21 protein-coding genes, 1 tRNA gene and 1 riboswitch are annotated in these 24,616 nt (G+C 40.3%); of the genes, 5 read left to right on the plus strand and 17 right to left on the minus strand.

Translation table 11 applies throughout. The annotated features are described in order from the left end of the window. Positions 1–306: 306 nt before the first annotated feature. The 10 genes from rlmD to HT698_RS00790 all read right to left on the minus strand — a co-directional run bounded on the left by rlmD (position 307) and on the right by HT698_RS00790 (position 9,219). Positions 307–1,662 carry a 23S rRNA (uracil(1939)-C(5))-methyltransferase RlmD gene (rlmD, locus tag HT698_RS00745; RefSeq protein ID WP_173218356.1) on the minus strand — a complete coding sequence of 452 codons (1,356 nt, stop codon included), beginning with the start codon at positions 1,660–1,662 and terminating at the stop codon, positions 307–309. A 73-nt stretch (positions 1,663–1,735) separates the two neighbouring features. Beyond that, positions 1,736–2,710 (minus strand): DUF1002 domain-containing protein, encoded by a 975-nt coding sequence (locus HT698_RS00750; RefSeq protein WP_042751122.1) that lies wholly within the window; start codon positions 2,708–2,710, stop codon positions 1,736–1,738. 73 nt (positions 2,711–2,783) lie between these two features. Next, the gene (gene pmp23 / locus HT698_RS00755) at positions 2,784–3,398 is read right to left on the minus strand and encodes a cell wall hydrolase Pmp23 (protein ID WP_004254352.1); all 615 of its coding nucleotides are present in this window, start codon (positions 3,396–3,398) and stop codon (positions 2,784–2,786) included. Then, positions 3,398–4,372, minus strand: coding sequence for a nucleoid-associated protein (locus tag HT698_RS00760; RefSeq protein WP_173218354.1), 975 nt, complete (start codon positions 4,370–4,372; stop codon positions 3,398–3,400). The genes pmp23 and HT698_RS00760 overlap by 1 nt, the downstream gene beginning before the upstream one ends. Positions 4,373–4,379: 7 nt before the next feature. Next, positions 4,380–5,636, minus strand: coding sequence for a serine hydroxymethyltransferase (gene glyA / locus HT698_RS00765; protein WP_173218352.1), 1,257 nt, complete (start codon positions 5,634–5,636; stop codon positions 4,380–4,382). Positions 5,637–5,697: 61 nt separating this feature from the next. Continuing rightward, the gene (locus HT698_RS00770) at positions 5,698–6,129 is read right to left on the minus strand and encodes a GNAT family N-acetyltransferase (protein WP_173218350.1); all 432 of its coding nucleotides are present in this window, start codon (positions 6,127–6,129) and stop codon (positions 5,698–5,700) included. 1 nt (position 6,130) lies between these two features. Continuing rightward, positions 6,131–6,733, minus strand: a complete 603-nt coding sequence (locus HT698_RS00775) for an L-threonylcarbamoyladenylate synthase (protein WP_173218347.1) — start codon at positions 6,731–6,733, stop codon at positions 6,131–6,133. Further along, positions 6,717–7,553 (minus strand): peptide chain release factor N(5)-glutamine methyltransferase, encoded by an 837-nt coding sequence (prmC, locus tag HT698_RS00780; RefSeq protein WP_173218345.1) that lies wholly within the window; start codon positions 7,551–7,553, stop codon positions 6,717–6,719. Before prmC ends, HT698_RS00775 begins: the two co-directional genes overlap by 17 nt. Continuing rightward, a complete protein-coding gene (gene prfA, locus HT698_RS00785; protein ID WP_173218343.1) occupies positions 7,553–8,632 on the minus strand; it encodes a peptide chain release factor 1 in 1,080 nt (359 codons plus the stop codon). Before prfA ends, prmC begins: the two co-directional genes overlap by 1 nt. Further along, entirely contained in the window at positions 8,629–9,219 is a 591-nt protein-coding gene (locus tag HT698_RS00790) for a thymidine kinase (protein WP_000068143.1), read from the minus strand. Before HT698_RS00790 ends, prfA begins: the two co-directional genes overlap by 4 nt. A gap of 123 nt (positions 9,220–9,342) precedes the next feature. Here HT698_RS00790 and HT698_RS00795 point away from each other — a divergent pair, with 123 nt between their 5' ends. After that, positions 9,343–9,525, plus strand: a complete 183-nt coding sequence (locus HT698_RS00795; protein ID WP_001117401.1) for a 4-oxalocrotonate tautomerase — start codon at positions 9,343–9,345, stop codon at positions 9,523–9,525. 137 nt (positions 9,526–9,662) lie between these two features. After that, entirely contained in the window at positions 9,663–11,036 is a 1,374-nt protein-coding gene (gene mnmE / locus HT698_RS00800; protein WP_173218341.1) for a tRNA uridine-5-carboxymethylaminomethyl(34) synthesis GTPase MnmE, read from the plus strand. Positions 11,037–11,081: 45 nt separating this feature from the next. On the opposite strand, the gene dapA is transcribed toward mnmE, so the two are convergent. The 4 genes from dapA to HT698_RS00820 all read right to left on the minus strand — a co-directional run bounded on the left by dapA (position 11,082) and on the right by HT698_RS00820 (position 14,219). Next, a complete protein-coding gene (dapA, locus tag HT698_RS00805) occupies positions 11,082–12,017 on the minus strand; it encodes a 4-hydroxy-tetrahydrodipicolinate synthase (RefSeq protein ID WP_112443646.1) in 936 nt (311 codons plus the stop codon). 55 nt (positions 12,018–12,072) lie between these two features. Further along, on the minus strand, positions 12,073–13,149 hold the full coding sequence (locus tag HT698_RS00810) for an aspartate-semialdehyde dehydrogenase (RefSeq protein ID WP_000542462.1): 1,077 nt from the start codon (positions 13,147–13,149) through the stop codon (positions 12,073–12,075). Positions 13,150–13,537: 388 nt separating this feature from the next. After that, positions 13,538–13,610, minus strand: a tRNA-Thr gene (locus HT698_RS00815). A 99-nt stretch (positions 13,611–13,709) separates the two neighbouring features. Further along, positions 13,710–14,219 (minus strand): QueT transporter family protein, encoded by a 510-nt coding sequence (locus HT698_RS00820; RefSeq protein ID WP_000737071.1) that lies wholly within the window; start codon positions 14,217–14,219, stop codon positions 13,710–13,712. Next, positions 14,217–14,313: riboswitch (PreQ1 riboswitch) on the minus strand. It overlaps the preceding gene by 3 nt. A 28-nt stretch (positions 14,314–14,341) precedes the next feature. Between HT698_RS00820 and HT698_RS00825 the strand changes: the two genes are divergently transcribed. Both HT698_RS00825 and mscL read left to right on the plus strand, forming a co-directional pair. Next, the gene (locus HT698_RS00825; RefSeq protein WP_173218339.1) at positions 14,342–14,773 is read left to right on the plus strand and encodes a GtrA family protein; all 432 of its coding nucleotides are present in this window, start codon (positions 14,342–14,344) and stop codon (positions 14,771–14,773) included. Positions 14,774–14,854: 81 nt separating this feature from the next. Next, positions 14,855–15,232: a large conductance mechanosensitive channel protein MscL gene (gene mscL / locus HT698_RS00830; protein ID WP_000916790.1), complete on the plus strand. Its 378-nt coding sequence runs from the start codon at positions 14,855–14,857 to the stop codon at positions 15,230–15,232. Between the two features lie 40 nt (positions 15,233–15,272). Here the strand turns inward: mscL and hemH are convergent, their stop codons facing one another. After that, complete coding sequence (gene hemH / locus HT698_RS00835; protein WP_166736674.1) at positions 15,273–16,367, minus strand: ferrochelatase; 1,095 nt, start codon at positions 16,365–16,367, stop codon at positions 15,273–15,275. A gap of 146 nt (positions 16,368–16,513) precedes the next feature. Here hemH and pepT point away from each other — a divergent pair, with 146 nt between their 5' ends. Beyond that, on the plus strand, positions 16,514–17,737 hold the full coding sequence (gene pepT, locus HT698_RS00840) for a peptidase T (RefSeq protein WP_166736673.1): 1,224 nt from the start codon (positions 16,514–16,516) through the stop codon (positions 17,735–17,737). Between the two features lie 77 nt (positions 17,738–17,814). Here pepT and HT698_RS10445 read toward each other — a convergent pair whose 3' ends face one another. Then, a complete protein-coding gene (locus HT698_RS10445; protein WP_173218337.1) occupies positions 17,815–21,309 on the minus strand; it encodes a pneumococcal-type histidine triad protein in 3,495 nt (1,164 codons plus the stop codon). A 210-nt stretch (positions 21,310–21,519) separates the two neighbouring features. Continuing rightward, positions 21,520–24,612: a pneumococcal-type histidine triad protein gene (locus HT698_RS00850; protein ID WP_173218335.1), complete on the minus strand. Its 3,093-nt coding sequence runs from the start codon at positions 24,610–24,612 to the stop codon at positions 21,520–21,522. Positions 24,613–24,616 lie beyond the last annotated feature (4 nt).

The raw sequence follows: 24,616 nt of genomic DNA on the forward strand, positions 1-24,616 counted from the left end.
GAGCATACTTTGAGTATTGTTAGTTAATTGACTTAAAAGAAACATAACAAGAGCTTATCTCTATTAAATTGTCTCAATTTCAATCGCCCATTCTGGAGATATGTAAGGTGGGGACGTTTCTATTCCCACAATCTCCTTGTCAATGGAAACAAACACGTACCCACAGGGTAAATGGAAATAGAAACTGATAATTTCTAGCTATCACTTCTATTCATTCCAAAAATTTTCTCACTCTGATACTTCCCCACGCCAATACAAAAAGCCTTGCAATCAAGGCTTTTCGTTATCCCTTTCATTCAAAGGTTTCTAGGTTTTTACGAGCAGAGCAACACACTCCACGTGATGCGTCTGAGGAAAAAGATCCACCGGCTGGACTTTCTTCAACTCGTATCCCAATTCTCGGTAGAGTTTGATATCACGCGCCATGGTTGCGACATTGCATGAGATATAGGCGATGCGGTCTGCTCCTGTTTGAGCGCTTGCCTTGATAAAGCTTTCTGTGAGACCTTTTCTTGGTGGGTCCACTAGGATAAGACTTGGTTGAATCCCATCTTTAAGCCAATTCTTCATAGCATTTTCAGCTGTGTCACAGACATAGTGGGCGTTTGAAATATTGTTCAGCTGAGCATTTTTTTTACTATTCTCAACCGCTTCTGGAATGACTTCAACACCGTAGACTTCTTTGACATGCTTGGCGACTGATAAACCAATGGTTCCAATACCAGAATAAGCATCAATAACCACGTCATCTTTTTTTAACTCTGCAAAGTCAATGGCTGTTTGATAGAGTTTCTCCGCCATTTCAGTATTGACCTGATAAAAGGCTGGTCCAGCGATTTGGAAGTCATTTCCCAACATCTGGTCCGTAATATAGTCTTGACCATAAAGAGTGCGCCACTCCTTACCAAAAATCGCATTGGTATTCTGGTCGTTGATATTTTGCATGACAGACACAATCTCTGGGAACTGCTTGATAACTTGTTCAATCAATTGGTCAACACGAAAAACTTTTGGACGAGTTGTCACCAAAATAACCATGATTTGCCCTGAATAGTGTCCGCGACGCACCACAAGATTACGAATCAAGCCAGCTTGTTCCTTTTCATCATAAGGTTTCAAATCATAACGGCGGAGCAAGTCACGTAGGGCTACTACTAGCTCGTCAATCACAGGATCTTGGATAAAGAAATCTTCTAGAGGCATGAGGTCATGCGAATTCTTACGGAAAAATCCAGTTTCCAAGACACCATTAACACGACGAACAGGCACCTGTGCCTTGTTGCGGTACTTGACTGGATTTTTCATACCCAAAGTTTCAGCAACCTCTATATCAGTAATTCCAGCAATCTTGTATAGACTGTCCTTGACTTGCTTAGTTTTAAACTTGAGCTGTTCTGGATAAGAAAGGTGTCCTAAATCCGCGATTCCTGAACGCAGGTAAGCCAAATCTAGATCTTGATTACGGTGTGGTGACTGGACAAGGTATTTTTCAACTTTTCCAAAGCCAATCTTTTTATTGACCTTGAGGACACGCATGAGAATTTTTTCACTCGGTAAAGCATTCTCTACAAAAAAGACCAAACCATCCACCTTGGCCACTCCTGCACCTTCATGGGTCAAGTCAACAATTTCAACTTCTACAATATCATTTTTCTTTAACATTCTCTTCTCTTTCTATTGGCCGACAAAAAAGACGGCAACGTTACGGTTACCATCTATTATACCATGATTTTTCTTAAGAACCAAAACTCTTGAAGAAGTTGACAATGGCTTGCCAGAGGGAGCTTAAGAAGTTCCCACCGTCCTCTAGCGCCTTATCCGCATCAAAATTAAGGTTGATATTTTTAAAACTGTCGCCAGCTTGTGAAACAATACTTTGTTTAAGGTCATTTAGGGTTTTAGTGAAATCTGCATTGCTGAGGATATCACTCTTTGAGAGATTCAAAGCAAAATTGATGATGATATTGATTTGGTTTCCTGTTATAACCTGATCAAGTTTGTAATTTTTCAAGGTATCTTCAACAATTTTACGGACATCTTCCTCTGTCAGATTTCCCTTGCTTTCTTTAGCTTTGGCGAGTCCTGACTTGATATCGGCTAGGGCAACGTTTAATTTATTAGCATCATAGCCTGATTTGTCCTTATTTTCAGCATTGATATCTGACAAAGCCTTTAGCTCTTCTTGAGCCAAATCTTTATTGGCCTGCGGCACCTTGGCTCCATTAGCTTCTAGCGAATAATAAATCCCTGCTAAGGCACTCTCACCTGTAACTGGAATGGGTGCTGCTACAGTGATTTTGGCATGTTCCACTCCCAGCGTTACGGCTGCGTTTCGGTACATATCCTGCGTCACCTTAGTAATGTTTTCTGGAGTTTCAATCTTGACCTCAAGTGGTGATTTGTCACCTAGTTTTTGAATCTTGGCTGATGAATACAATTGTAAGCTAGAGTCATTGGCAACATTCATAATCTTAGAATAGACATCAGGTGTCATGGTCTTGAGTTCTTTTGTATCTGTTGAGGCATTGTAGCCTAGTTTTTTAAGGGTTTGATTTTTTTGATCTTCAGACAATGAAGAACCTAGGACATATTCAGGTTGGACATAGGTTTCATCGATAACTTTTTGAACATCTGTTGCTGCATGGGCGCTATTCATAGCTGTTACTGCCCACAAGACCGCAGCACTGGTCAGAAAGAGTTTCTTTCTCATAGGGAATTCCCTCCTTTACCTTTCTAGAGTAATATATCTATCTTAAAGAAAACTTATAACAAAAACACCTGGATTAGCCAGATGTTGAAAAGAGAGTGAAACATTTGATGATGTAAAGGTTGAGTTGCACCTGTCTAGAATAATAATAGTTTCCTCCATTTACATAGAGTTCGGCTCCATGAAAAATGGAAATGGGGTGAATATAACTATAAGTCTTTCCAGTGGTATTGCCAAGCAAGGGGGCAACAGTCTCACGAGAGTACTGTTTGGCCAGAGCCAAGGTATTTTCCTTGCCATTTTGTGCGATAAAATCGATATAGGCAGGACCAAAATTATAGGCTTGAACAGCTGTCCAGACATCTACCCCCTGCTTCTGGGCTAGATAGAGATTGTCTGTCAGAGTTTGAACGCCTTGCCGAATGCTAGAGGCATTATCATTGATGGTGTTGGTGGAACCACTTGCAGACTCACTAGACTGCATAACATCGCCTTCTTTTCCTTTTGTTTCGGTATAAATCATAGCGAGCACAAGCTCTTCGTTTGCTGGGGTGTCTTTTTCACTCAAGATTTCTCGCACCATGGGTTGATAGGTCATGACTTGCTTGACATCTTGATGAACGCGGTAAGCTTTGTAGCCAGCAAAAAGGAAGACTGCTAGTACAAGCACTCTTCGAATTCGTTTAAACATTATTTACTTTGGATATCCTCGATATTTTTGATTAAGATAGAGTAAGTTCCATTGTCGTTTTGGATAAACTCAACAGACTCGGCGTCTTGATAGACGTTATTGGGAACGATGAGCTCAATTCCATTTGACAAGGAGAGTTTTTGATTTTCAAATTTCTTTAACTGGCGACTGGCATCAATTTCATCAAATTGAACAGGCTCTGGTACAGCTTCCTTGACTTGATCAATAAAGCTCAAACGAGCCGTCAGATTATTATCAAAAAGGTCGTTAGCCAATTTCTCAGGTGACAATTCATTGCTTTCTTCTAGATTGTTGAAAATCGCTGATTTGACCTTGGATTGAAATTGAAAGTCATCTGTGTTAAAAGTCTCAGCAATTCTCTGGGCCGTTTTTTCCAGTTCTTTGATAGATTTCTTAGGAGAAATCTTAGGGGCGACAGCAAGAAGATTATCTGAAAAGTAATTCAAAAAAGTCCCGTTGTACTTGATTCGTTTTTCAATCAGGTGGTACTTGCGACTCTGAAGATTGACCACCAAGGCCTCGTCAGCACCCGTCCCAAATCCAGGCAGGTTATTCTGAGTTAGCTTGATTGGATTATCAACTTCTCCACCGAGGTGGGTCAAGGTCTCCCGCAGGGCAATTCGCAAGAAAGCAAAATGTTCTACACCTTCTTTAGAAAATTGCGCAAAAATCAAGTCATTGGTCTTGAGATTTTCTGAAATGCTGAACTCCTCTTTCCAGAGATTAGCTAGTGCTACTGATGTCTCCAACAAATCGTCTGTGATATGATTGAAGAAGGGATTTTCTTCCTCGAAAATCCCAGTCTTGGCTTCATCTGAATACACACGTTCAATTTTTTTACGCAGGTATTCTTCGATTTTTGGAGTAATATTGAGAAGCTTATCCGCTAGAAACAGCTCGGTATCAGCCGGACTGAACTGGTGAATAATGGCTTTCTTAATATAAATGTCCATAAAAGTTTTAGTCCTCGTATAATGGGAAGGCATCTGTCAATTCTTTGACTGCACTTCTCACTTCTTCTAATACAGCCTCATTTCCTGCATTCTTAAGGGTTTTAATGATCAATTCAGCCACTTTGCGACTTTCTTCTTCACCAAATCCACGTGCAGTGATGGCTGCAGATCCGATACGAATCCCACTTGTCTTGAATGGGGACAAGGTTTCGTAAGGAATTGAGTTTTTATTTAGGGTAATATTGACTTCATCCAGCAAGTTTTGAGCAACTTTTCCATTTTCTACAACTTTAGTCACATCCACTAGGAAGAGATGGTTTTCAGTCCCGCCAGAAATGATACGGAAATCAGAATCTTGCAAGAAGACATCTACCATAGCCTTGCTGTTCTTGATGACATTGGTAGCATATTCCTTGAAAGCTGGATCTAAGACTTCTTTGAAAGAAACAGCTTTAGCCGCCACAACGTGCTCCAAAGGACCACCCTGAATACCAGGGAAAATAGCTGAATTGATTTTCTTAGCTAAGTCTTCATCATTGGTCAAAATCAAACCACCACGAGGTCCACGAAGGGTTTTGTGGGTCGTTGTTGTCGTGATGTGAGCGTATGGCACTGGGCTAGGATGTAGACCAGCAGCAACCAAACCAGCGATATGAGCCATATCTACCATGAGTTTAGCCCCAACAGCGTCCGCAATTTCACGGAATTTTGAAAAGTCGATAATTTGAGAATAGGCTGAAGCACCTGCTACGATCAATTTTGGTTTTACTTCTTGGGCTTGTTTCAAGATAGCATCAAAATCCAAGAGTTCCGTTTCAGGGTCAACACTGTAAGAAACAAAGTTGTAGGTTTGACCTGAGAAGCTAACTGGAGCTCCGTGGGTCAAGTGACCACCTGCTGCCAAATCCATCCCCATAACGGTATCACCTGGCTCAATCAAGGCCATGTAAGCCGCACAGTTGGCTTGGCTTCCAGAGTGAGGTTGGACATTAGCGAATTTAGCGCCGAAAATTTCTTTTGCGCGTTCAATGGCTAGAGTCTCTACCACGTCTACCACATCAGTTCCACCATAATAACGGCGTCCTGGGTAACCTTCGGCGTATTTATTCGTCAAGATAGACCCTTGAGCTGCCATAACAGCCTTGGAAACTACGTTTTCCGAAGCAATCAACTCAATGTTGTTTTGTTGTCGTTCTTCTTCTTTGGCAATAGCATTCCAGAGATCAGCATCATATGCTTTAAAATCATCTTTGTCAAAAATCATAGGTCTTCTCCTTTATTGTGTGACTAGTCCATTAGTTTAATTTTCTTATTAGAAAATCAAACTAAAAGATGCGAATAAACCGTTTCTGCATTTTATCACAAGTATAACCAACTTTTTCATAAAATGCATGAGCACCCAGACGATGATCGGCAGAGTTTAAGCGGATAAACCCATAACCACGTCTTTTTGCTTCTTGATCCAACCCTTGTAATAAGCTTTTACCAATACCTTGACCTTGCGCTCGAGGTGAAACTGCTAAGGCTAAAATATTAAATCCTGCTTTAGAATAAAGTGATTCATAGACCTCAGCGTGGACATATCCAAGCAAGGCATGACTAGCTTCATTCTCATAAGCAAGTAAGAAATGATGTAAATCCTGAGACAGTTTAGCTAGTTGGCTAGCCGTTTCCTCTGAACTAAAAGAATAGCCCAAAGCCTCTTGGTTGATATCACATATAGCTTTCACATCAGTTTCTCTTAAATTTCTGAGCATCTCATTCCTCCTCAAAAGAAATCTCTGGCAACCGAGTAAGAATATCTTCTCGCTTAATCGCCCCTTGGCGTATGATTTTCACCTTGTCTCCAGACAAATCTATAATAGTCGAATCTTGTCCAGTTAGAAAAGCATCGTCTTCCAGACCCAGCACCTCTTGGTCAAAATCCTTCAGAATTTGTTCAAAGGTTACCCCACTTGCCTGACCTGAGATATTGGCAGACGGTCCAATCAAGGGCCCCGTCTCTCTAATCAAATCCAGCGTGATAGGATGACTGGGCATCCGAAATCCCACAGTTTCAAGACCAGAATTGACCCAATAGGGAACTCGGTCATTGGCTTCGAGAATAATGGTCAAGGGACCCGGTAAAAAGGTCTCGACAAGCTTTTGTAGATAAGTTGGCTGATTCTTTGAAAAGTGCAAGATATCCTCTAAAGAGGCAACATTGAGATTAAGTGCCTTATCTCTGGGACGACGTTTAATCTGGTATACATGATTAACTGCTTTTTCGTCTAGAGCCTTGGCAAAAAGACCGTAAACTGTCTCTGTAGGTAGAACGACAGCTCCACCATTTTCCAACTCTTGTCTAATCCTGTCCATCATCAATCACGACCATCCTATCTTGACCAAATTGGTCCTTGAGTGTTCGAACTCGCTGTTCAGGAAGATGTTTCCTAAAAAGTTCAGGAACACTTTGACCTTGCTTGTATCCAATTTCAAGGTAAATCTTACCACCATCTTTGAGATAGTCTTTTGCATCTTCCGCAATTCTACGGTAAATAGCTAGGCCATCCTCGTCTGCAAAGAGAGCTAGATGAGGCTCCGAATGCAAGACATTCAAGCCGACCTCTGACGCATCTTTACGAGAGATATAGGGTGGATTGGAAACAATTATATCATATTTTTCAGAAATTTCTGTAAAACAGTCAGATTTTTTTAAAAATATTTGAAGATTTTGATTTTTAGCATTTTCGTTAGCTAAATCTAAAGCATCTTGGGAAATATCTGCTGCTGTCACTGACCAATCTGGTCTGTTTTTTGCTAGAGCGAGAGCAATAGCTCCACTACCTGTTCCAATATCCAGAACTGAAAGATTCGTCTCAGGATTTTCAGCCAGGATAAGCTCCACCAACTCCTCTGTTTCTGGACGAGGGATCAATACTCGCTCATCAACTTTTAACTGCAATCCATAAAAATCTACCTGTCCAATGATGTACTGTGCCGGTTTATGAGCTGCTAACTGTTGGAAAATTCCTTTTACAAATACTTCTTCCTCTTCCGTCACTTCCTGCTGGAGGGCAAAAACAAAGTCCGTAAAAGATAGATTTTTCAGGCTACGATAGACAAAAGAGAGGCTTTCAGCTTCCTCTCCTTGTCTTATCAACTCTTCTTCAAAATCTGAAAATAATTGAGCTAATTTCATTATTTGTTTAATTCTTCTAATTTTTGTGTTTGGTCATAGAGCACCAAGGCATCCACAACCTCATCCAATTTACCAGACAAAATCGTATCTAGTTTTTGGAGAGTCAAGCCGATACGGTGGTCTGTGACACGGTTTTGTGGGAAGTTATAAGTACGAATCCGTTCTGAACGGTCACCAGTACCGATTGTTGACTTACGCTCAGCGTCTTGTTCGTCTTGTGCAATCTGAGCAAAGTGGTCAGCAACACGCGCACGAATGATTTTCATGGCTTTCTCACGGTTCTTCTGCTGGGTACGTTCTTCCTGCATCTCAACCTTGATATTGGTTGGCAAGTGAACGATACGAACGGCAGTCGCAACCTTATTGACGTTCTGTCCACCAGCACCAGAGGCATGATAGATGTCGACACGAAGGTCTTTTGGATCAATGTCGTATTCAACCTCTTCCACTTCTGGCATAATAAGAACTGTCGCTGTCGAAGTATGAACACGGCCTTGGCTTTCTGTCACAGGGACACGTTGCACACGGTGAGCACCTGATTCGTACTTGAGTTTAGAGTATACAGACTGACCAGAAACCATAGCAACCACTTCTTTGAAACCACCGACACCGTTTATAGAGGCTTCCATAACTTCAAAGCGCCAGCCTTGGGCTTCCGCATACTTTTGGTACATGGTTAGCAAATCTCCAGCGAAAAGTGCTGCTTCGTCACCACCAGCCGCGCCACGGATTTCAAGGATGATATTCTTGTCATCGTTTGGATCTTTAGGAAGGAGCAAGATTTTCAGTTTTTCTTCGTATTCTTCTTTTTCAGCCTTGGCATCTTTGAGTTCTTGCTTGGCCATTTCTTCCAAGTCCGCATCGCCACCTGATTCCTTAATCATCTCCTCAGCATCAACGATGTTTTGAAGGACTTGTTTGTACTCACGGTAGGCTGTTACCGTATCACGAGTAGAAGCCTCTTCTTTGGAAAGCTCCATGAAACGCTTGGTGTCTGAGACGACATCTGGGTCACTGAGCAACTCTCCTAATTCTTCATAACGGTCTTCTACAGCTTGTAGTTGATCATAGATGTTCATTTTTCTTCATTCTCCTTATTGATTTCAGGGGCAAAATAATGTTTACGGCAAACCGAGATATAGGTTTCATTACCACCAATCTGGATCTGCTCACCGTCATAAACGGGCAGTCCATCCTGTGTTCGCAAAACCATAGTCGCCTTTTTCTTACAATACTGACAGATGGTCTTGATTTCGTCAATCTTGTCTGCTAAGAGCAAGAGATACTTGGAACCTTCGAACAGTTCATTGCGAAAGTCATTTTTCAAGCCAAAAGCCATGACAGGTATGTCTAACTCATCAACAACACGAGCTAGATCGTAAACATGGTGACGCTTGAGAAACTGGGCTTCATCGACCAACACACAGTAAGGTTTTTCTGGTAAATCTCGGATATAGCCAAAGATATCCGTCGTCTCCTCAATCGCAAGGGCAGGGCGTTTCATACCGATTCGACTCGACACATAGCCAACACCGTCACGCGTATCCAGAGCCGAGGTCATAATCACAACACCTTTTCCTTGCTCCTCATAGTTATAGGCCACCTTGAGAATCTCAATCGTCTTACCAGAGTTCATGGTCCCATAACGATAATACAACTGTGCCATGTTTCTTGCTTCACGTCCATTTCTAAATTTTTGCTACATTCTAGTATATCATAATTTTCTTAAGCTTTAAACGGCAAAATGTGGTAAAATAGAAGAAATCAAAAACTAGTGGAGGAAGCTATTATGCCATTTGTACGCATCGATTTATTTGAAGGACGCACGCTCGAGCAAAAGAAAGCTCTTGCTAAGGAAGTAACGGAAGCGGTTGTTCGCAACACTGGAGCCCCTCAATCTGCTGTCCATGTCATCATCAACGATATGCCAGAAGGAACTTACTTCCCACAAGGGGAAATGCGCACCAAATAAGCTAGCTTAAGCAGAATTGCTTAGGCTTTTTCAATCTCCAAGTAACATCCATTGAAGAAATAGCCTAAATTTGTTACAATTTGAAAGGATACTTGGAAAAATTTCTAAGAAAAGAGCTATTTATTAAAGGAAACATTATGATTACACGTGAATTTGATACCATCGCTGCTATCTCTACTCCACTAGGTAAAGGGGCTATTGGTATTGTCCGCTTGAGCGGAACAGACAGTTTTGCTATTGCGCAAAAGATTTTTAAAGGAAAAGACTTGAGTCAGGTTGCTAGCCATACCCTTAACTACGGTCACATCGTTGATCCTCTGACTGGTAAAGTCATGGACGAAGTCATGGTTGGAGCCATGAAATCTCCAAAAACCTTCACTCGTGAGGATATTATCGAAATCAACACCCACGGTGGGATTGCGGTGACCAATGAGATTCTCCAGCTAGCTATCCGTGAAGGAGCTCGATTGGCTGAACCTGGTGAATTTACTAAACGTGCCTTCCTAAATGGACGTGTGGACTTGACTCAGGCTGAAGCCGTTATGGACATCATCCGTGCTAAGACAGACAAGGCCATGAACATTGCAGTTAAGCAATTAGACGGCTCCCTTTCTGATCTTATCAATAATACCCGTCAAGAAATCCTCAATACGCTTGCCCAAGTCGAGGTTAATATTGACTATCCTGAGTATGACGATGTTGAGGAAGCCACTACTGCTGTTGTCCGTGAGAAGACTATGGAGTTTGAGCAATTGCTAACCAATCTCCTTAAGACAGCCCGCCGCGGTAAAATCCTCCGTGAAGGAATTTCCACTGCTATTATCGGACGCCCAAACGTTGGGAAATCTAGCCTCCTCAACAACCTCTTGCGTGAGGACAAGGCTATCGTTACAGATATTGCTGGTACTACTCGAGATGTCATTGAAGAATACGTCAACATCAACGGTGTCCCTCTCAAATTGATTGATACAGCCGGTATCCGTGAAACGGATGACATCGTGGAACAAATAGGTGTTGAGCGTTCGAAAAAAGCCCTCAAGGAAGCCGACTTGGTTCTACTGGTGCTAAATGCCAGTGAACCACTAACCGCCCAAGACCAACAACTTCTTGAGATTAGCCAAGATACAAACCGTATTATTCTTCTTAATAAAACCGACCTGCCAGAAGCGATTGAAGCTTCGGAACTACCTGAAGACGTTATTCGTATTTCAGTCCTTAAAAACCAAAATATCGATAAGATTGAAGAGAGAATTAACAACCTCTTCTTTGAAAATGCTGGCTTAGTTGAGCAAGATGCTACCTACTTGTCAAATGCCCGTCACATTTCCTTAATTGAGAAAGCAGTTGAAAGCCTACAAGCTGTAAACGAAGGTCTTGAACTGGGGATGCCAGTTGATTTACTTCAAGTTGATTTGACTCGTACTTGGGAAATCCTCGGAGAAATTACTGGGGATGCTGCTCCTGATGAACTCATCACCCAACTCTTTAGCCAATTCTGTTTAGGAAAATAAGAAAAATCCATGATCGTTCTTGCGGTCATGGATTTTATTGTCTTATTAGTAATCTGGTCTTAAAACCCCTGTTACAGTTGCCTTGGTTGCTTCGTAGTCGCCATCTACGACAACCTTGATAATGCGTTTAGCATCTTCTTCTGGTGCTGGAACAAGAGGTAGACGAGTTGGTCCAGCTTCAAATCCCATGTAGTTCAAAACTGCCTTAACTGGAGCAGGACTTGGATAAGAGAAGAGGGCATTGACCTTAGGAATGAATTTACGTTGAATAGCTGCGGCTTTCTTCATATCGCTTTCTGCAATGGCAGTAAACATCTCGTGCATTTCATCCCCATTTGTATGAGAGGCAACAGAGATAACCCCATCCGCACCAAGGTTCATGGCATGGAAAGCATCTCCATCTTCACCTGTATAGACCAAGAACTCTTCTGGCTTATGCTCAATCAAGTAAGCCATATTGGCAAGACTGGTACATTCCTTAACACCAATGATATTTGGATGGTCAGCCAAGCGAAGCATGGTTTCTGGAGTCAATTCCACAACCACACGACCTGGAATATTATAAATGATAATAGGTAAGTCAGAAGCGTCTGCAATAGCTTTAAAGTGCTGGTACATTCCTTCTTGAGAAGGTTTATTGTAGTAAGGGACGATTGCAAGTCCAGCAGCAAAGCCACCAAATTCTGCTACTTCTTTGACAAACTCGATAGAGTCACGCGTATCATTGGTACCTACACCCGCAATCAAAGGAACTCGTCCATTGACAATCTTTTGTACAGCCGCAAACAGTTCCAACTCCTCATCGTGGGTCAAGGTTGGACTCTCAGCAGTGGTCCCTGCAAGAAGAATTCCGTCAGTATGATGCGCCAACAAATGCTCAATCAAGGCTGGAATAGCATCAAAGTTGATGGAACCATCCTCGTGAAAGGGGGTAATAAAGGCTGTGATGATTTTACACTCTTTTAAATCTTTATAAGACATGAAAACACCTCTCTATTTCAAAGAAGGAGTTCATCTGAACTCCTAAATTATATGACTATTTTAATTCAAATTTCAATTCAGCTGTTGGACGAACCAATCCACGTTCGTGCAAAGTTTCAGCAATCTGAACTGAGTTCCAAGCAGCACCTTTGAGAAGGTTATCTGAAACAACCCACATGTGAATTCCTTTTTCTGCATCCAAGTCTTTACGGATACGACCAACAAAGGTATCACGTGAACCAACTGCATTGATGGCTTGCGGATAGATTTGATGAGCTACATCATCTTCAAGAACAGCGCCTGGGAAGGCTGCGATAGCTGCTTTGACTTCTTCTATTGGAGCCACTTCTTTTGTTTCGATGTAAACAGACTCAGAGTGAGCTGACAAGACTGGAATACGCACACATGTTGCAGATACTGCAATGCTATCATCTTCCATGATTTTCTTAGTTTCCTTGGTCATCTTCATCTCTTCGTATGTGTAATCATTGTCAGTGAAGACATCGATTTGTGGAAGAGCGTTAAAGGCGATAGGATAGTGTTTCTTGTCACCACCTGAAGGCAAGATTTCGGCATGCAAATCACGTGGTTTCACTCCGTCATTCAAGACCTCACGAAGCTCACGTTGTGTCTCAAGAATTGCTCCCATACCAGCACCTGAAACGGCTTGATAAGTTGAAACAATGATACGGTCCAAGCCCCATTTTTGGCGAACTGGCTCAAGAGCCACCATCATTTGGATTGTTGAACAGTTAGGGCAAGCAATAATCCCGTTGTGGGCATCAAGTGCGTGAGCATTGACCTCTGGAACAACCAAAGGAACATCTGGATTTTGACGGAAGTAAGATGTATTATCTACTACTACTGCGCCAGCTTTCACTGCGTATGGTGCATACTTAGCTGATGTAGAACCACCTGCTGAAAAGAGAGCAATATCAACTCCTTCAAAAGCAGTTTCAGTCGTTTCTTCAATCGTAATATCTTGGTCTTTAAATTTCAAAGTCTTACCTGCTGAACGTGCAGAAGCAAGTAAACGAATTTTATCAATTGGAAGTGTTGATTCTTCCAACATTTTTATCATCTGAGCACCGACAGCACCTGTCGCGCCGACTACAGCAACTGTATATCCCATAAATAACCTCTTTCGGAATTTTCTAAAAATTTCTATAATAGAAGTATTATACTACTTTTTCCATGAATTGCAAAGCTTTTTCATCATTTTTTGGAAAATAAAAAGCCCCAGTCGTTAGACCAGGGACTAAGAGGCATCTTCATGTGATGAGCAGGTTCACACAACTCATCAAGGTCCGCTCCTTCGTTATGACCTCCTTATGCTCAATAGTAGTCCGAAGACTACCTATCGACTCATCGCATCTACTATTCTACTAAAGAGAATGACTTTTGTCAACAGACGAAACTCTTTAGTTTTATTTACACAGGTGCATAAGCAGTATCTTTGAAAAATTTGGGGCAGACATAACAAAAACCCTTGTCAATCAAGGGTTTTACTGTATATTTAATGCTAATTGCCGGGATTGAACCGGCGACCTCATCCTTACCATGGATGCGCTCTGCCAACTGAGCTAAATCAGCTTACTTGAAAAGTATACTATAATCAGAAAAACTTGTCAAGTTTCCTTAGAAATTTTCTATAAGAAAAAGCCAGGTAAAGGCTACCTAGCTTGTCCTGTTCTATTTGCTTAAATCGATTCGACGACCAATTTTACCAATAATAATCGCTCCAATAATCAATGAGGCAAATTCACCGATTCCTGTTGTAAACCAAGTAAGGAAGAATGGTAATTCTGCTACAATATTTAACTCTGCAGCGATAGTAAACATGGAAATTGAAAAGAGGATTGAAAAGAAGAAATGATCTTTTCGAATCAATCCGTTAAAGAGGTAATCCTTACTATATTTTGCAAAAAGCCAAACACCTAAACTAAGGAATACTAGGGTTGATCCACCACCAACAAAGACATCTAGCAGTCCGAAGCTAAAGAAATTAGCAATCATACAACCGATGGTAACTCCGATGATGTACTTAGGATTGTAAAAAGCCATAAAGTTCATCATTTCTGAAATACGAAACTGATAAGCACCATAGCTAATGGCATTTAGGGGCGGTGTGACAGTCAAAACGACATAAATAGCAGCAACAATTGCAATGTCTGCAACATCACGAATAGTTAATTTTTTCATCTTTTCTCCTTTGGCGGTTATCCGCGTGTAATATGCTTGGTGAAAGAAGCTAAGCACCAAGGGTTGCTTTATTCAACCTTACTAGTATAGCACAATAGCCTGCTTTATGCTATACTTAAAGCATGAAAAAACCTATTCAAAAATTTTTTAACAATGAAATCTTAGCCTATCTCTTTTTTGGCCTTGCAACAACTCTAGTTTCGATTCTCTCACGACTAGTCATTTATCAACTAAGTCATCAGGAACTCCTTGCTACTGCCTTAGCAAATATTATTGGTATCTTATTTGCCTTTATCACAAATGATACGATTGTATTTAAGCAAACAAGGAAGAATCGGCTTATTCGTTTAGTGAAATTTTTTCTTGCCCGCCTTTCTACTTTTCTGTTAGATTTGCTCTTTACTTTTCTGTTTGTGACTCAATTCCCTCATATCATAGGGCAATTCGTAAATGAAAACATTGATAAGATAAATGCTATTGAAACAATAATTGCACAAATACTCATTATTATCATCAATTATATCTTGAGCAAGGTCTATATTTTTAGAAAATAATGCTCCATTTATGAGCCTTTTAATTGCCTTCTATAATGATTTAGGATACAATGAAACACGAAACGTTGAAAGGAAAACAGTATGTTAAAAAATCTAAAATCATTCTTGCTTCGAGGAAATGTTATTGACCTTGCTGTCGGTGTTGTCATTGCCTCTGCTTTTGGTGCTATCGTTACTTCACTTGTAAACGACATTATCACTCCTCTTATTTTAAATCCCGCTTTGAAAGCTGCTAAAGTCGAACGTATCGCTCAACTTTCTTGGCATGGAGTCGGCTATGGTAACTTTTTAAGTGCTATTATCAATTTTATCTTTGTGGGTACCGCCCTCTTCTTTATTATCAAGGGTATTGAAAAAGCACAGAAGCTGACTGGCATAAAGGAAGAAAAAACTGCCGAAAAAAAACCAACTGAATTGGAAGTACTTCAAGAAATCAAAGCCCTTCTTGAGAAAAAATAATCGTTTAAAAGGATCTAGCACAAAGCTAAATCCTTTTTCTTTACTCTTTTGGTAATTTACCTGCTTTCTCAAGCATTTTTTTGATAAGATAAGGCATCTTAACATTCTCTCGACCTTTTTTCTCAATCAGTTTTTTCACAAATTCTGGCATTTGTAAATCTTGAGATTCAGCCAAAATATTTTTCGTCTCGTCTGAAGGAACTAACTCATCAAAGGTCTCTTCTTCTGGGAGAAATTCCTTAAACTCTTGATGTTCATTGGCTCTGACTGTATTGACCAAGGCATCAATCAAGCGAGAATCCGTATTTGGCATTGGTGGTCGATGGTAGTTCACACCCAATTCTTGACACAAGTCATAACATTCCACATCATTATCAAACAAGACCTCAATGTGCTCACTGATAAAGCTGATTGGAACAAAGATATAATGGTCTGGATGTTCTGTCTGTTCTCTGAGATATTCTAATACATCTGGCTTAATCCATGGAATCCCAATATCACTCTCACTTTGCCAAGTATTAGTATATTGTTCGGAACTCAAACCTAGTTTTTCAGCAACTAACTTGCTATTTTCAAAAATTTGGTCAATATAAGGGTCACCAAAATCCAAGGCAAAAATGGGCACACTATGGGCTGAAAAGATGACTTTAAAGCTATCCTGCTTTACTTCTTCTTTTAAAATATTAGCAATTTCATCTGCCCAATAGTTTAAGAGCGCTTCTTCCTGATACCAGTCCTTAATGACCAAAAATTGAATTTGTTTGCTTTCTAAAAATTTCTCATAACCCATGACAGAGTAAAAAGAATAATGAGGCTCCAAAATCAAGCAAATACACTGTTCAATACCGTATGCTTCCATCTGACCAATCACATCTGGAATAAAAGGTCTGGAAAATTTATTGGCAAAATAGACACTATATTCATTTCCCAGTCTAGCTTCTACCAAGGCAACTTCTTCACGAGTAATTCTTTGCAGAGGCGTGCCCCCAATTCGTACATAATTATCATAGAGAGTTTGAATTTCGTGGTCTTGAGGCCTCACTCCGCGACGAATATTTGTGAAAAAATCAGCCACACCTTCAAAGGTAATCTCTTCTGGCGAACCGAATGTCATCATTAAAATTGCTTTTTTCATAACTGCTTCCTTGTGATATTTTTATCAAATTTATTTTATCATGAATCCACTGATAAGTAAACGCTAACATAGCAACATTCACAATCTTTTGTTTTTCTCTTCTTTCTATGATACAATGGAAAAAATGAATTCAAAAGGAGTTTTTTATGACTTATCCAAATCTCTTGGACCGCTTCTTAACCTACGTTAAAGTCAACACGCGCTCTGATGAACACTCTACTACTACTCCAAGTACACAGAGTCAGGTTGACTTCGCAACCAATGTTCTGATTCCTGAAATGAAACGTGTTGGATTACAAAATGTTTATTATCTACCAAATGGTTTTGCGATTGGTACCTTGCCAGCCAATGATCCATCTTTAACACGTAAAATTGGCTTCATCTCCCACATGGATACTGCTGATTTTAATGCCGAAGGAGTCAATCCACAGGTAATTGAAAACTACGATGGTGGTGTGATTGAACTTGGAAATTCTGGTTTCAAACTCGATCCAGCTGACTTTAAGAGTCTTGAGAAATATCCAGGACAAACGCTCATTACAACCGATGGAACAACCTTGCTAGGGGCTGATGACAAGTCCGGAATTGCTGAAATTATGACAGCCATTGAATATCTGACTGCCCACCCTGAAATCAAACACTGTGAAATTCGTGTTGGTTTTGGTCCAGATGAAGAAATCGGTGTTGGTGCTAATCAATTTGATGCAGAAGATTTTGATGTGGATTTTGCCTACACAGTTGATGGTGGCCCACTAGGTGAGCTTCAATACGAGACGTTTTCAGCAGCTGGGGCTGAATTGCATTTCCAAGGACGCAATGTCCACCCTGGTACTGCCAAAGGTCAGATGGTCAACGCCCTTCAGCTAGCAATTGATTTTCACAATCAACTTCCAGAAAAGGACAGACCTGAGTTAACGGATGGTTACCAAGGTTTCTATCATCTAATGGATGTAACAGGTAGCGTTGAGGAGGCAAGTGCTAGCTACATCATTCGCGATTTTGAAAAAGATGCCTTTGCAGCGCGTAAAGCAACTATGAAGTCTATCGCTGATAAGATGAATCAAGAACTTGGGAGCGACCGTGTCACTCTCAACTTGACAGACCAGTACTACAATATGAAAGAAGTCATTGAAAAAGATATGACTCCAATTACCATTGCTAAAGCCGTTATGGAAGATCTAGGTATCACTCCTATTATCGAACCAATCCGTGGAGGGACAGACGGCTCTAAGATTTCCTTTATGGGAATCCCAACCCCTAATATCTTTGCTGGTGGCGAGAATATGCACGGTCGTTTCGAATACGTTAGCCTTCAGACTATGGAACGTGCAGTTGATACCATCATTGGTATCGTAGCTTATAAAGGCTAAAAAGACGAGGTAGCTCAGCTACTTCGCCTTTCTTTTTATTCTGCTGGTTTTTCTTAGTTTCCAGTACTTGTTGCAGATTATGCTGTTTCATTTTCTGAAGTTGATTCAGCAGGTTTAGAATCTCTTGCGTTGCTCGGTTTGTTTTCGTCGCTAGCAGTTTCACTGTTAGATTCCGTAGCTGTTGATGTTTCTGTTTCGGTACTTGTCTTATCACCATTTGCTTCAGCATTTCTTGCTGGACTTGTTTCTTCACTTGCGCTAGCTTTTGACTGGATTTGGTGATTCAAAACTAGAATAGCTTTTGTCAATTCAAGTAAAGCTGCTTTGTCTTTACTCTTAGCAGAAAGTTGATCTAGTAATGCATCCACTTTATCAAAGTCCGCATCAGATCCATTATTACTTTCTAAATAAGAGTGAAGCGATATGAGAATATCGTAGAGTTTTTGATAGAGTACAAGTGTCTGAGGATCTTGCTCTGCATTTTCCTTTTCTTGTTGAAGGGCACTAGCGATACGAGTCAAGACATCTTTTACCTGGCTGTTTACTTCATCCAAGTCTGCATCAGCCTTGTTTGTAGCAGCTTTGAGATTTTCTACTTCTTCTGCCAAGGATTGTCTGATTCCTTCTTCTTGGATTTGCTCCAAGAGTTGAGTTGCCTTGTTCAAGAGGCTTTCTACTTCTTCCTTGCTAACATGATTGACATGCTCTTCTTTTTTAAGATCAGGATAAAGATCTTTCAAAAATTCATAAATCGCTTGCTTAGCAGATTGGTTATCAACTTTTTCTTTATCTAAAACTGTTTCATTTACTTTTGCAGTAGCTGGCTGATTTTTCAAAGCCTCTTCTACTTCTTGTTTTGTTTGGTAAATGCTTGGGAACAGTTTATTCAAGTCCACAGCCTTACGGAAGGATTGGGATTGATATAAAGTAAAAGTCAAATTAGCTACTTTATTACGAAGCTCATCACTTAAACGACCATCATTTACATGCTCATAGAAGTACTTGATGTATTCCACTGTTGTATCACCAGTACGATCATTAAAGTCTTGAAGAGCTTGAAGTTGTGATTCAACCGCTGCTAAACCAGCCTCATCTTTAGCCAACTTAGCCTCTTGGAGTCGAACGAGAAGGTCTTTCTTAGGAAGCCCATAAGAGTCTGTATCCAAGGTATTGATTTTATCAATCAAGGCCTGATATTTCTTATCTAAAGCACTTGTTTCAACAGGTTTGACACTTTCATCAATATGGATATATTGCTTATCAAAGAGATCAAGTGTCGCAAGATAACCTGCTGTAGAGTTAGTTGCTAGTTTCTTCATATTTTCAGTAAACTGTCCTAAGGCTAACTCAATCTGTCTTTGTTTGATTGGTTGATTTTGATAGATCGTTCTACTTTCAGCTAGAAGTTGATCTACTTTTGCCAAGACTGCCTTTTCATCAAAAGCTCCAGGTTGGTAGTTAGATTGAAGGGCTGGAATCTTGTTTTTCAAGGCTACTTCATAGCCCTTAGTTTGAACCTTGATGTAGTGATTGTGGTCTCCATGAGGGATCACAAAACTGCCGTTTTCAACCTGCAAACGATAAGGTGATACGCGATCACGTAAGGCAGTCGTATAAAGTTCATTTAGGAAATCAAGTTCAGGATTTCCAGTTTGGAGTGGAAGTCGAACGTGTTCCTTACGAACAGCATAGGGATGGATATGAGTTGGATCGTAGGCTTGGTCAGGATTATTAAATACAAAGAAACCTTTTGAAATTCTAATAGCTTCAAGTGGAACCCCATAGGTCTTAGAAATATAAGCTATTTTTTCTTCATCACTAGCATCTTTAGAGAATGATTCAACAGATTTTGCAAGTGGTTGAACAGGCTCTGCATCATGATGTGTTTTCAAATGTTCCTGAGCTTCCTTAATTTGATCAGCTGTCAAATCCTTCTTGAAGAAGTAATGATTGTGGTCTCCGTGACTCATGACAAATCCTTGATCATCCTCACTAATGACACGATCGGCATCAAAACCGTGATCGTGATCTTCACCATGATGGTGGTCATGCTCATCGCCATCGTGATCGTCATCATGAGCTGGATTTGGTGTTGCTGTATTTGCCCCTTTCAAGTGGTCTTGCGCTGCCTTAATTTGGTCTGCTGTCAAATCTTTCTTGAAGAAGTAATGATTGTGATTACCATGAGTCATGATAAATCCTGATTCATCTTCAGCGATAATACGATTAGCATCAAAGCCGTGTCCATCTTCTTCATGTTCCTCATGTGAAATTCCTGGATTGATTGGAAGAGATGGAGAAGGTGTTGCTAGACCATTGTTTGGAAGAGTCGGTTGTCCAATTTGATTCGACTTAGGAATGTAATGTAAATGATCACCATGTCTTACAATATAAGCTGTGGCTGTTTCTTCGACAATATCTTTAGGATTAAAGATATAACCATCAGATGTTGAAGAGATAGGCTTATTTGTAAGTAATGAGGCACTATTCAAAGTAGATGGACTGCTTGAAAGACTTCCAAGACTAGACGCTACTTCATTAGGTTTTTCATTTGTAGAACCAGTTCCACCGATAGGCACCATTCTAGCAATCTTTTCTTCTAAAGCGGAAAGTTTGCTGTAAGGAATAAAGTGGTAATGGTCGCCATGCGGAATCGCAACTCCATTTGGCGTACGGCTGATAATCTTAGCAGGGTCAAAAACCAGACCGTCTGATTCACTGTAACGTTGGTCACTAGGTGAATCATAGAGTTCCTTCAAAAGACTCTGGAGATTTTCAGCTTTATTTGCTGGCTTGCTAGTTGATCCTTGTGCTACAGATTGCGTGTTATTGTCACTAGCTGCTGAAGAATAGCTTAACTGACTCGGTTGCGTATTTTTCCCAGCCAGATGAGCTTTAGCAGCAGCTAACTCACTAGCAGACAAATCACTTTTTGGAATGTAGTGATAGTGACCTCCGTGAGGAACGATATAAGCATCTCCCGTATCTTCGATAATATCAGCTGGATTAAAGACATAACCATCATCTGTCGTATAACGTCCCTGAGACCTTGCTACAGCAACATCAGCACTGACCTTCTCATTATCTTTGACGTGTTCTTGTTTTTGACGATTGATTTCATCTTTGGTTCGAACATTATCAGCATGAGCTGCATCTTTCAGGTAAACATAATATTTTCCATCGACCTTGATGATATAACCACCCTTGACCTCATTGACAATATCTCCATCCTTAAGTTGGTAGTTTGGATCCTTCATCAAAAGTTCTTCACTAAAGAGGGCATCATAAGGAACTTTCCCATTATAGTAATGATAGTGGTCACCGTGTGACGTCACATAGCCCTGATCTGTAATTTTGATGACAATTTGCTCAGCCTGAATTCCTTCTTTCTGGCTAACCTGATCTGGTGTCAAGTTTTCACTTTTCTGACTTGACTGGCTACCATCCACATAAGAGACACGCTTATTGTCCTTATTTTCCTGCGAACGATGCTGGTTCAGTGCATATGCACATAGACTCAAGGATACGATAACAGCTGATCCAGCTGCAATATACTTTTTACTGAATTTCATAAATCCCTCATTTCAATAAATGATGAAGCTTTTTCTCAACTTCTTTTTCTCGGTTAAACAGTTTTTCTAAACCGGTTATTTAACCATTTAATTAACCAGTAAATAGTTTACCTTTTTTAAGTTTATCTGTCAAGATTTTTATATCATTTAAAAAAATAAAAGCCAGTATTACTACTGACTCTTACATTATATCGATTTAATAGGATAAACTTATGCTTCTGGCTTCGTCTCAATTGACTCACTACCTTTTAACAAAGCAAGTAATTTTTCTGCCTCTGTCATGATGTCATTATTATCCATGGTTTGCAGGCTCAAGTTACCTCGTAAACTAGCCAGGGTTTCAGTCGCAGTAGCTTTCAGACTAGCATCCGTTACTTTATCAAGTAAAGTTTCTACTTCTTTGAGTTTAGCTTCTACTTTTGCAGTCTCTACTTGATGGACTTCTGGCTCTTCTGTAGTATCTTCAGCTTCTTCCTCTGTCTCGTCTTCATCAGTGCTCGGTTTATAAAGATTATCTGCTGAAGGATTTAAACCAGCGTGATTCTCTTTTTCATCAGATTCAGGGCGAGTTGGCTCACTTACTTCATCATGTTCCTTATTTTCATCAGGTTTACCGTCTTGGTCTGCCTTATTTTTACGAACATGGTCGCTAGCATTACCCCAACCATTATCTGAATGAGGACGTTGGTCCGGATGTTCAACGTAGTATTTTACAGTCGCAAATAAATCTTCTAAGGTATAACCCTCAGGTGCCTTATAGAGTCCTTCGTCAAACCATGCAAACTTAAGATTATGATAGTGATCAAAGTGAGGAATTATAAAGTAACCATTCTGTACAGCTACAGTATACTGTAAATGATTTGGTATTTTTTCTAATGGTACCTTGTTCTCAGCTTTTACGCGGTTATAGATAGCTTCTGTCCCTGTTGCCTCTGGTTTTGCTTCAGTAGAATTTGGAGCTTGTAAGCCTTTTTCTTTAGCATAAGCCTGAGCTGCTGCCCTTTCAGCTTCAGATAAGCTGTCTTTTTTAATCCAGTGGCTATGGTTCAAGTGTGGAGTGACGTAGGCATTTCCTGCATCACTTTCAATATCATGTTCGTCAAAAATGTAGCCATCTGAGGTTGTATATTTACCTGCTAATTTCGCTAATTTAATTTCATCGTTTGTATAGGCAATTTGAGCATTTGGTTTGCCAAGGCGTTCTGGGTGGGTAATTGGTGCTAGAAATGCCAATAAATCATCTACCAATTTTACTTTATTATTAGAAGATTCATTATTCAAGCGTTCTGCTAATTTGTCTAAGGCTTGGAAATCAACAGCACGCCCCTTATTTTCAGACAAGGCTTTATGAGCCTGGGTTAACAGATTATAAGCTTTATCATAAAATTCTTTGTCACGAGAAGAGACGTTTTCTTTCTTCGCAACTAGAGCATGTGTCTCTTGAGTTTTCTTAGACAAGAGATTTTCAATAGCATCAATCTTATCCTTAGCCAAGTCTTTAGCAAAAACATAGTGACTGACACCAGCAATTTCCACAACATAGCCTTCCCCAACTTTTCTAACAACCTGTTCTACTGCAAAATTAGTTTGTTTTCTCTCAGTTGATGGTTGAACTTGCGGTTTTGGCACTGGTTTCAAATAATGCATTCCTGGCACGACTGCACCATTTTGCCCTTTTAACAGAATCATTCTTGCAATCTTCTGCTCTAAATCAGACATTTGTGAATAAGGGATAAAGTGATAATGATTTCCGTGAGGCACAGCAACACCATTTGCTGTACGATCTGTTATTTGTGCTGGGTCGAATACCAAGCCATCCGATTCTACATGGCGTTCTGACAAAGGTTTGGCATACAATTCACGTAAAAGGCTTGAAATATCTTCCCCTTGATTCTGATGATAAGTTGGAGTGACAGTTAGATTGTGGTTCTCTGACAAGCTTGGTTGAGCTGGGTTTGCATTATGACTAAAACTTGAAGAAGGACGAGACCCCTGCTTCCCATTCCAATAGGCTTGAGCAGCAGCCAATTCTCCTGCTGACAAAGCGCCTTTTGGTATATAGTGAAAATGGTTGCCGTGCGGTACAATAAAAGCGTCTCCTGTATCTTCAATCACATCTGACGGACTAAATACATATCCATCATCCGTTGTATAGGCGCCTCCAGTTCCTCGATTCGATGCTTGCGTATTGAGATTAAAGTTTGGTTTAATGGTTGAACTTGGTTTCGCAGGACTGCTTGATTTTGTATTATCAGCATGACCTTGAACTGGCTGACCTCCAATTGGTAGATTTCGAGCCAATTTTTCTTCCAAGGCAGACATTTGTGAATAAGGAATGAAATGGAAATGATCCCCGTGAGGAACTGCCACACCATTTGCTGTACGTTTTATAATCTGTGCTGGGTCAAATACTAATCCATCAGACTCCACATGACGTTGGCTAAGTGGCAAAGCGTACAATTCTTGAAGGAGACTAGCTAAGTCCTCACTTTGACTTTCAGAATCTGTTGCAGGATTTTGAGGTGTCTCAGATTGACTCGTTCTCACACTAGATCTTGTTTCTCCCCTGCTTGAACGATATTCAACCGTACTTAATTGACCGCCTTTTCCAGATAAGAAGGCTTGAGCGGCAGCTAATTCACTGGCAGACAAATCACTCTTAGGAATATAGTGGAAGTGATTACCATGAGGAACAATATAAGCATCACCCGTATCCTCAATAATATCAGAGGCATTAAAGATATAACCATCATCCGTTGTATAGCGTCCTTGGGATCTGGCTACAGCAACAGCATTATCTGTGCTTGAATTATGATTATGACTGTGTTCTTGCTTCTGACGTTTAATCTCTTCTTTTGTCCGAATATTGTCCGCATGGGCCGCATCTTTAAGGTAAACATAGTATTTACCGTTTACCTTAATCACATAACCACCCTTGATTTCATTGACAATGTCTGAATCCTTCAACTGATAATTCGGATCTTTCATGAGAAGTTCTTCACTGATGATGGCATCATAAGGAACCTTACCATTATAGTAATGATAATGGTCTCCATGAGAGGTCACATAACCTTGATCCGTAATCTTGATAACAATTTGTTCGGCGTTGATTCCCTCTCTCTTACTGACTTCATCTGGTGTCAAATTTTCTGCCTTTTGACCAGCCTGATCACCGTCTATATAAGCAACTCGATTAGACTCTTTCTTAGCCTGACCAGCTTGGTAACGACCAAGTTCATAGGAACAAACACTTAGGGCAAGAACTGCCACTGAACCTGCTACATATTTTTTATTGATTTTCATTCTT

Origin of the sequence: Streptococcus sp. 3109 (assembly GCF_013276905.1) — a bacterium.
Classification (GTDB): domain Bacteria; phylum Bacillota; class Bacilli; order Lactobacillales; family Streptococcaceae; genus Streptococcus.

Excerpts from the sequence above, each read along its gene's own strand:
- HT698_RS00850 (WP_173218335.1), bottom strand. The coding sequence starts at position 24,612 with ATGAAAATCAATAAAAAATATGTAGCAGGTTCAGTGGCAGTTCTTGCC.
- mnmE (WP_173218341.1), top strand. The coding sequence starts at position 9,663 with ATGATTACACGTGAATTTGATACCATCGCTGCTATCTCTACTCCACTA.
- mscL (WP_000916790.1), top strand. The coding sequence starts at position 14,855 with ATGTTAAAAAATCTAAAATCATTCTTGCTTCGAGGAAATGTTATTGAC.
- HT698_RS00760 (WP_173218354.1), bottom strand. The coding sequence starts at position 4,372 with ATGGACATTTATATTAAGAAAGCCATTATTCACCAGTTCAGTCCGGCT.
- HT698_RS00770 (WP_173218350.1), bottom strand. The coding sequence starts at position 6,129 with ATGCTCAGAAATTTAAGAGAAACTGATGTGAAAGCTATATGTGATATC.
- HT698_RS00775 (WP_173218347.1), bottom strand. The coding sequence starts at position 6,733 with ATGATGGACAGGATTAGACAAGAGTTGGAAAATGGTGGAGCTGTCGTT.
- pepT (WP_166736673.1), top strand. The coding sequence starts at position 16,514 with ATGACTTATCCAAATCTCTTGGACCGCTTCTTAACCTACGTTAAAGTC.
- prmC (WP_173218345.1), bottom strand. The coding sequence starts at position 7,553 with ATGAAATTAGCTCAATTATTTTCAGATTTTGAAGAAGAGTTGATAAGA.
- dapA (WP_112443646.1), bottom strand. The coding sequence starts at position 12,017 with ATGTCTTATAAAGATTTAAAAGAGTGTAAAATCATCACAGCCTTTATT.
- HT698_RS10445 (WP_173218337.1), bottom strand. The coding sequence starts at position 21,309 with ATGAAATTCAGTAAAAAGTATATTGCAGCTGGATCAGCTGTTATCGTA.
- pmp23 (WP_004254352.1), bottom strand. The coding sequence starts at position 3,398 with ATGTTTAAACGAATTCGAAGAGTGCTTGTACTAGCAGTCTTCCTTTTT.
- HT698_RS00750 (WP_042751122.1), bottom strand. The coding sequence starts at position 2,710 with ATGAGAAAGAAACTCTTTCTGACCAGTGCTGCGGTCTTGTGGGCAGTA.
- HT698_RS00810 (WP_000542462.1), bottom strand. The coding sequence starts at position 13,149 with ATGGGATATACAGTTGCTGTAGTCGGCGCGACAGGTGCTGTCGGTGCT.
- glyA (WP_173218352.1), bottom strand. The coding sequence starts at position 5,636 with ATGATTTTTGACAAAGATGATTTTAAAGCATATGATGCTGATCTCTGG.
- hemH (WP_166736674.1), bottom strand. The coding sequence starts at position 16,367 with ATGAAAAAAGCAATTTTAATGATGACATTCGGTTCGCCAGAAGAGATT.
- HT698_RS00790 (WP_000068143.1), bottom strand. The coding sequence starts at position 9,219 with ATGGCACAGTTGTATTATCGTTATGGGACCATGAACTCTGGTAAGACG.
- HT698_RS00820 (WP_000737071.1), bottom strand. The coding sequence starts at position 14,219 with ATGAAAAAATTAACTATTCGTGATGTTGCAGACATTGCAATTGTTGCT.
- prfA (WP_173218343.1), bottom strand. The coding sequence starts at position 8,632 with ATGAACATCTATGATCAACTACAAGCTGTAGAAGACCGTTATGAAGAA.
- rlmD (WP_173218356.1), bottom strand. The coding sequence starts at position 1,662 with ATGTTAAAGAAAAATGATATTGTAGAAGTTGAAATTGTTGACTTGACC.
- HT698_RS00795 (WP_001117401.1), top strand. The coding sequence starts at position 9,343 with ATGCCATTTGTACGCATCGATTTATTTGAAGGACGCACGCTCGAGCAA.
- HT698_RS00825 (WP_173218339.1), top strand. The coding sequence starts at position 14,342 with ATGAAAAAACCTATTCAAAAATTTTTTAACAATGAAATCTTAGCCTAT.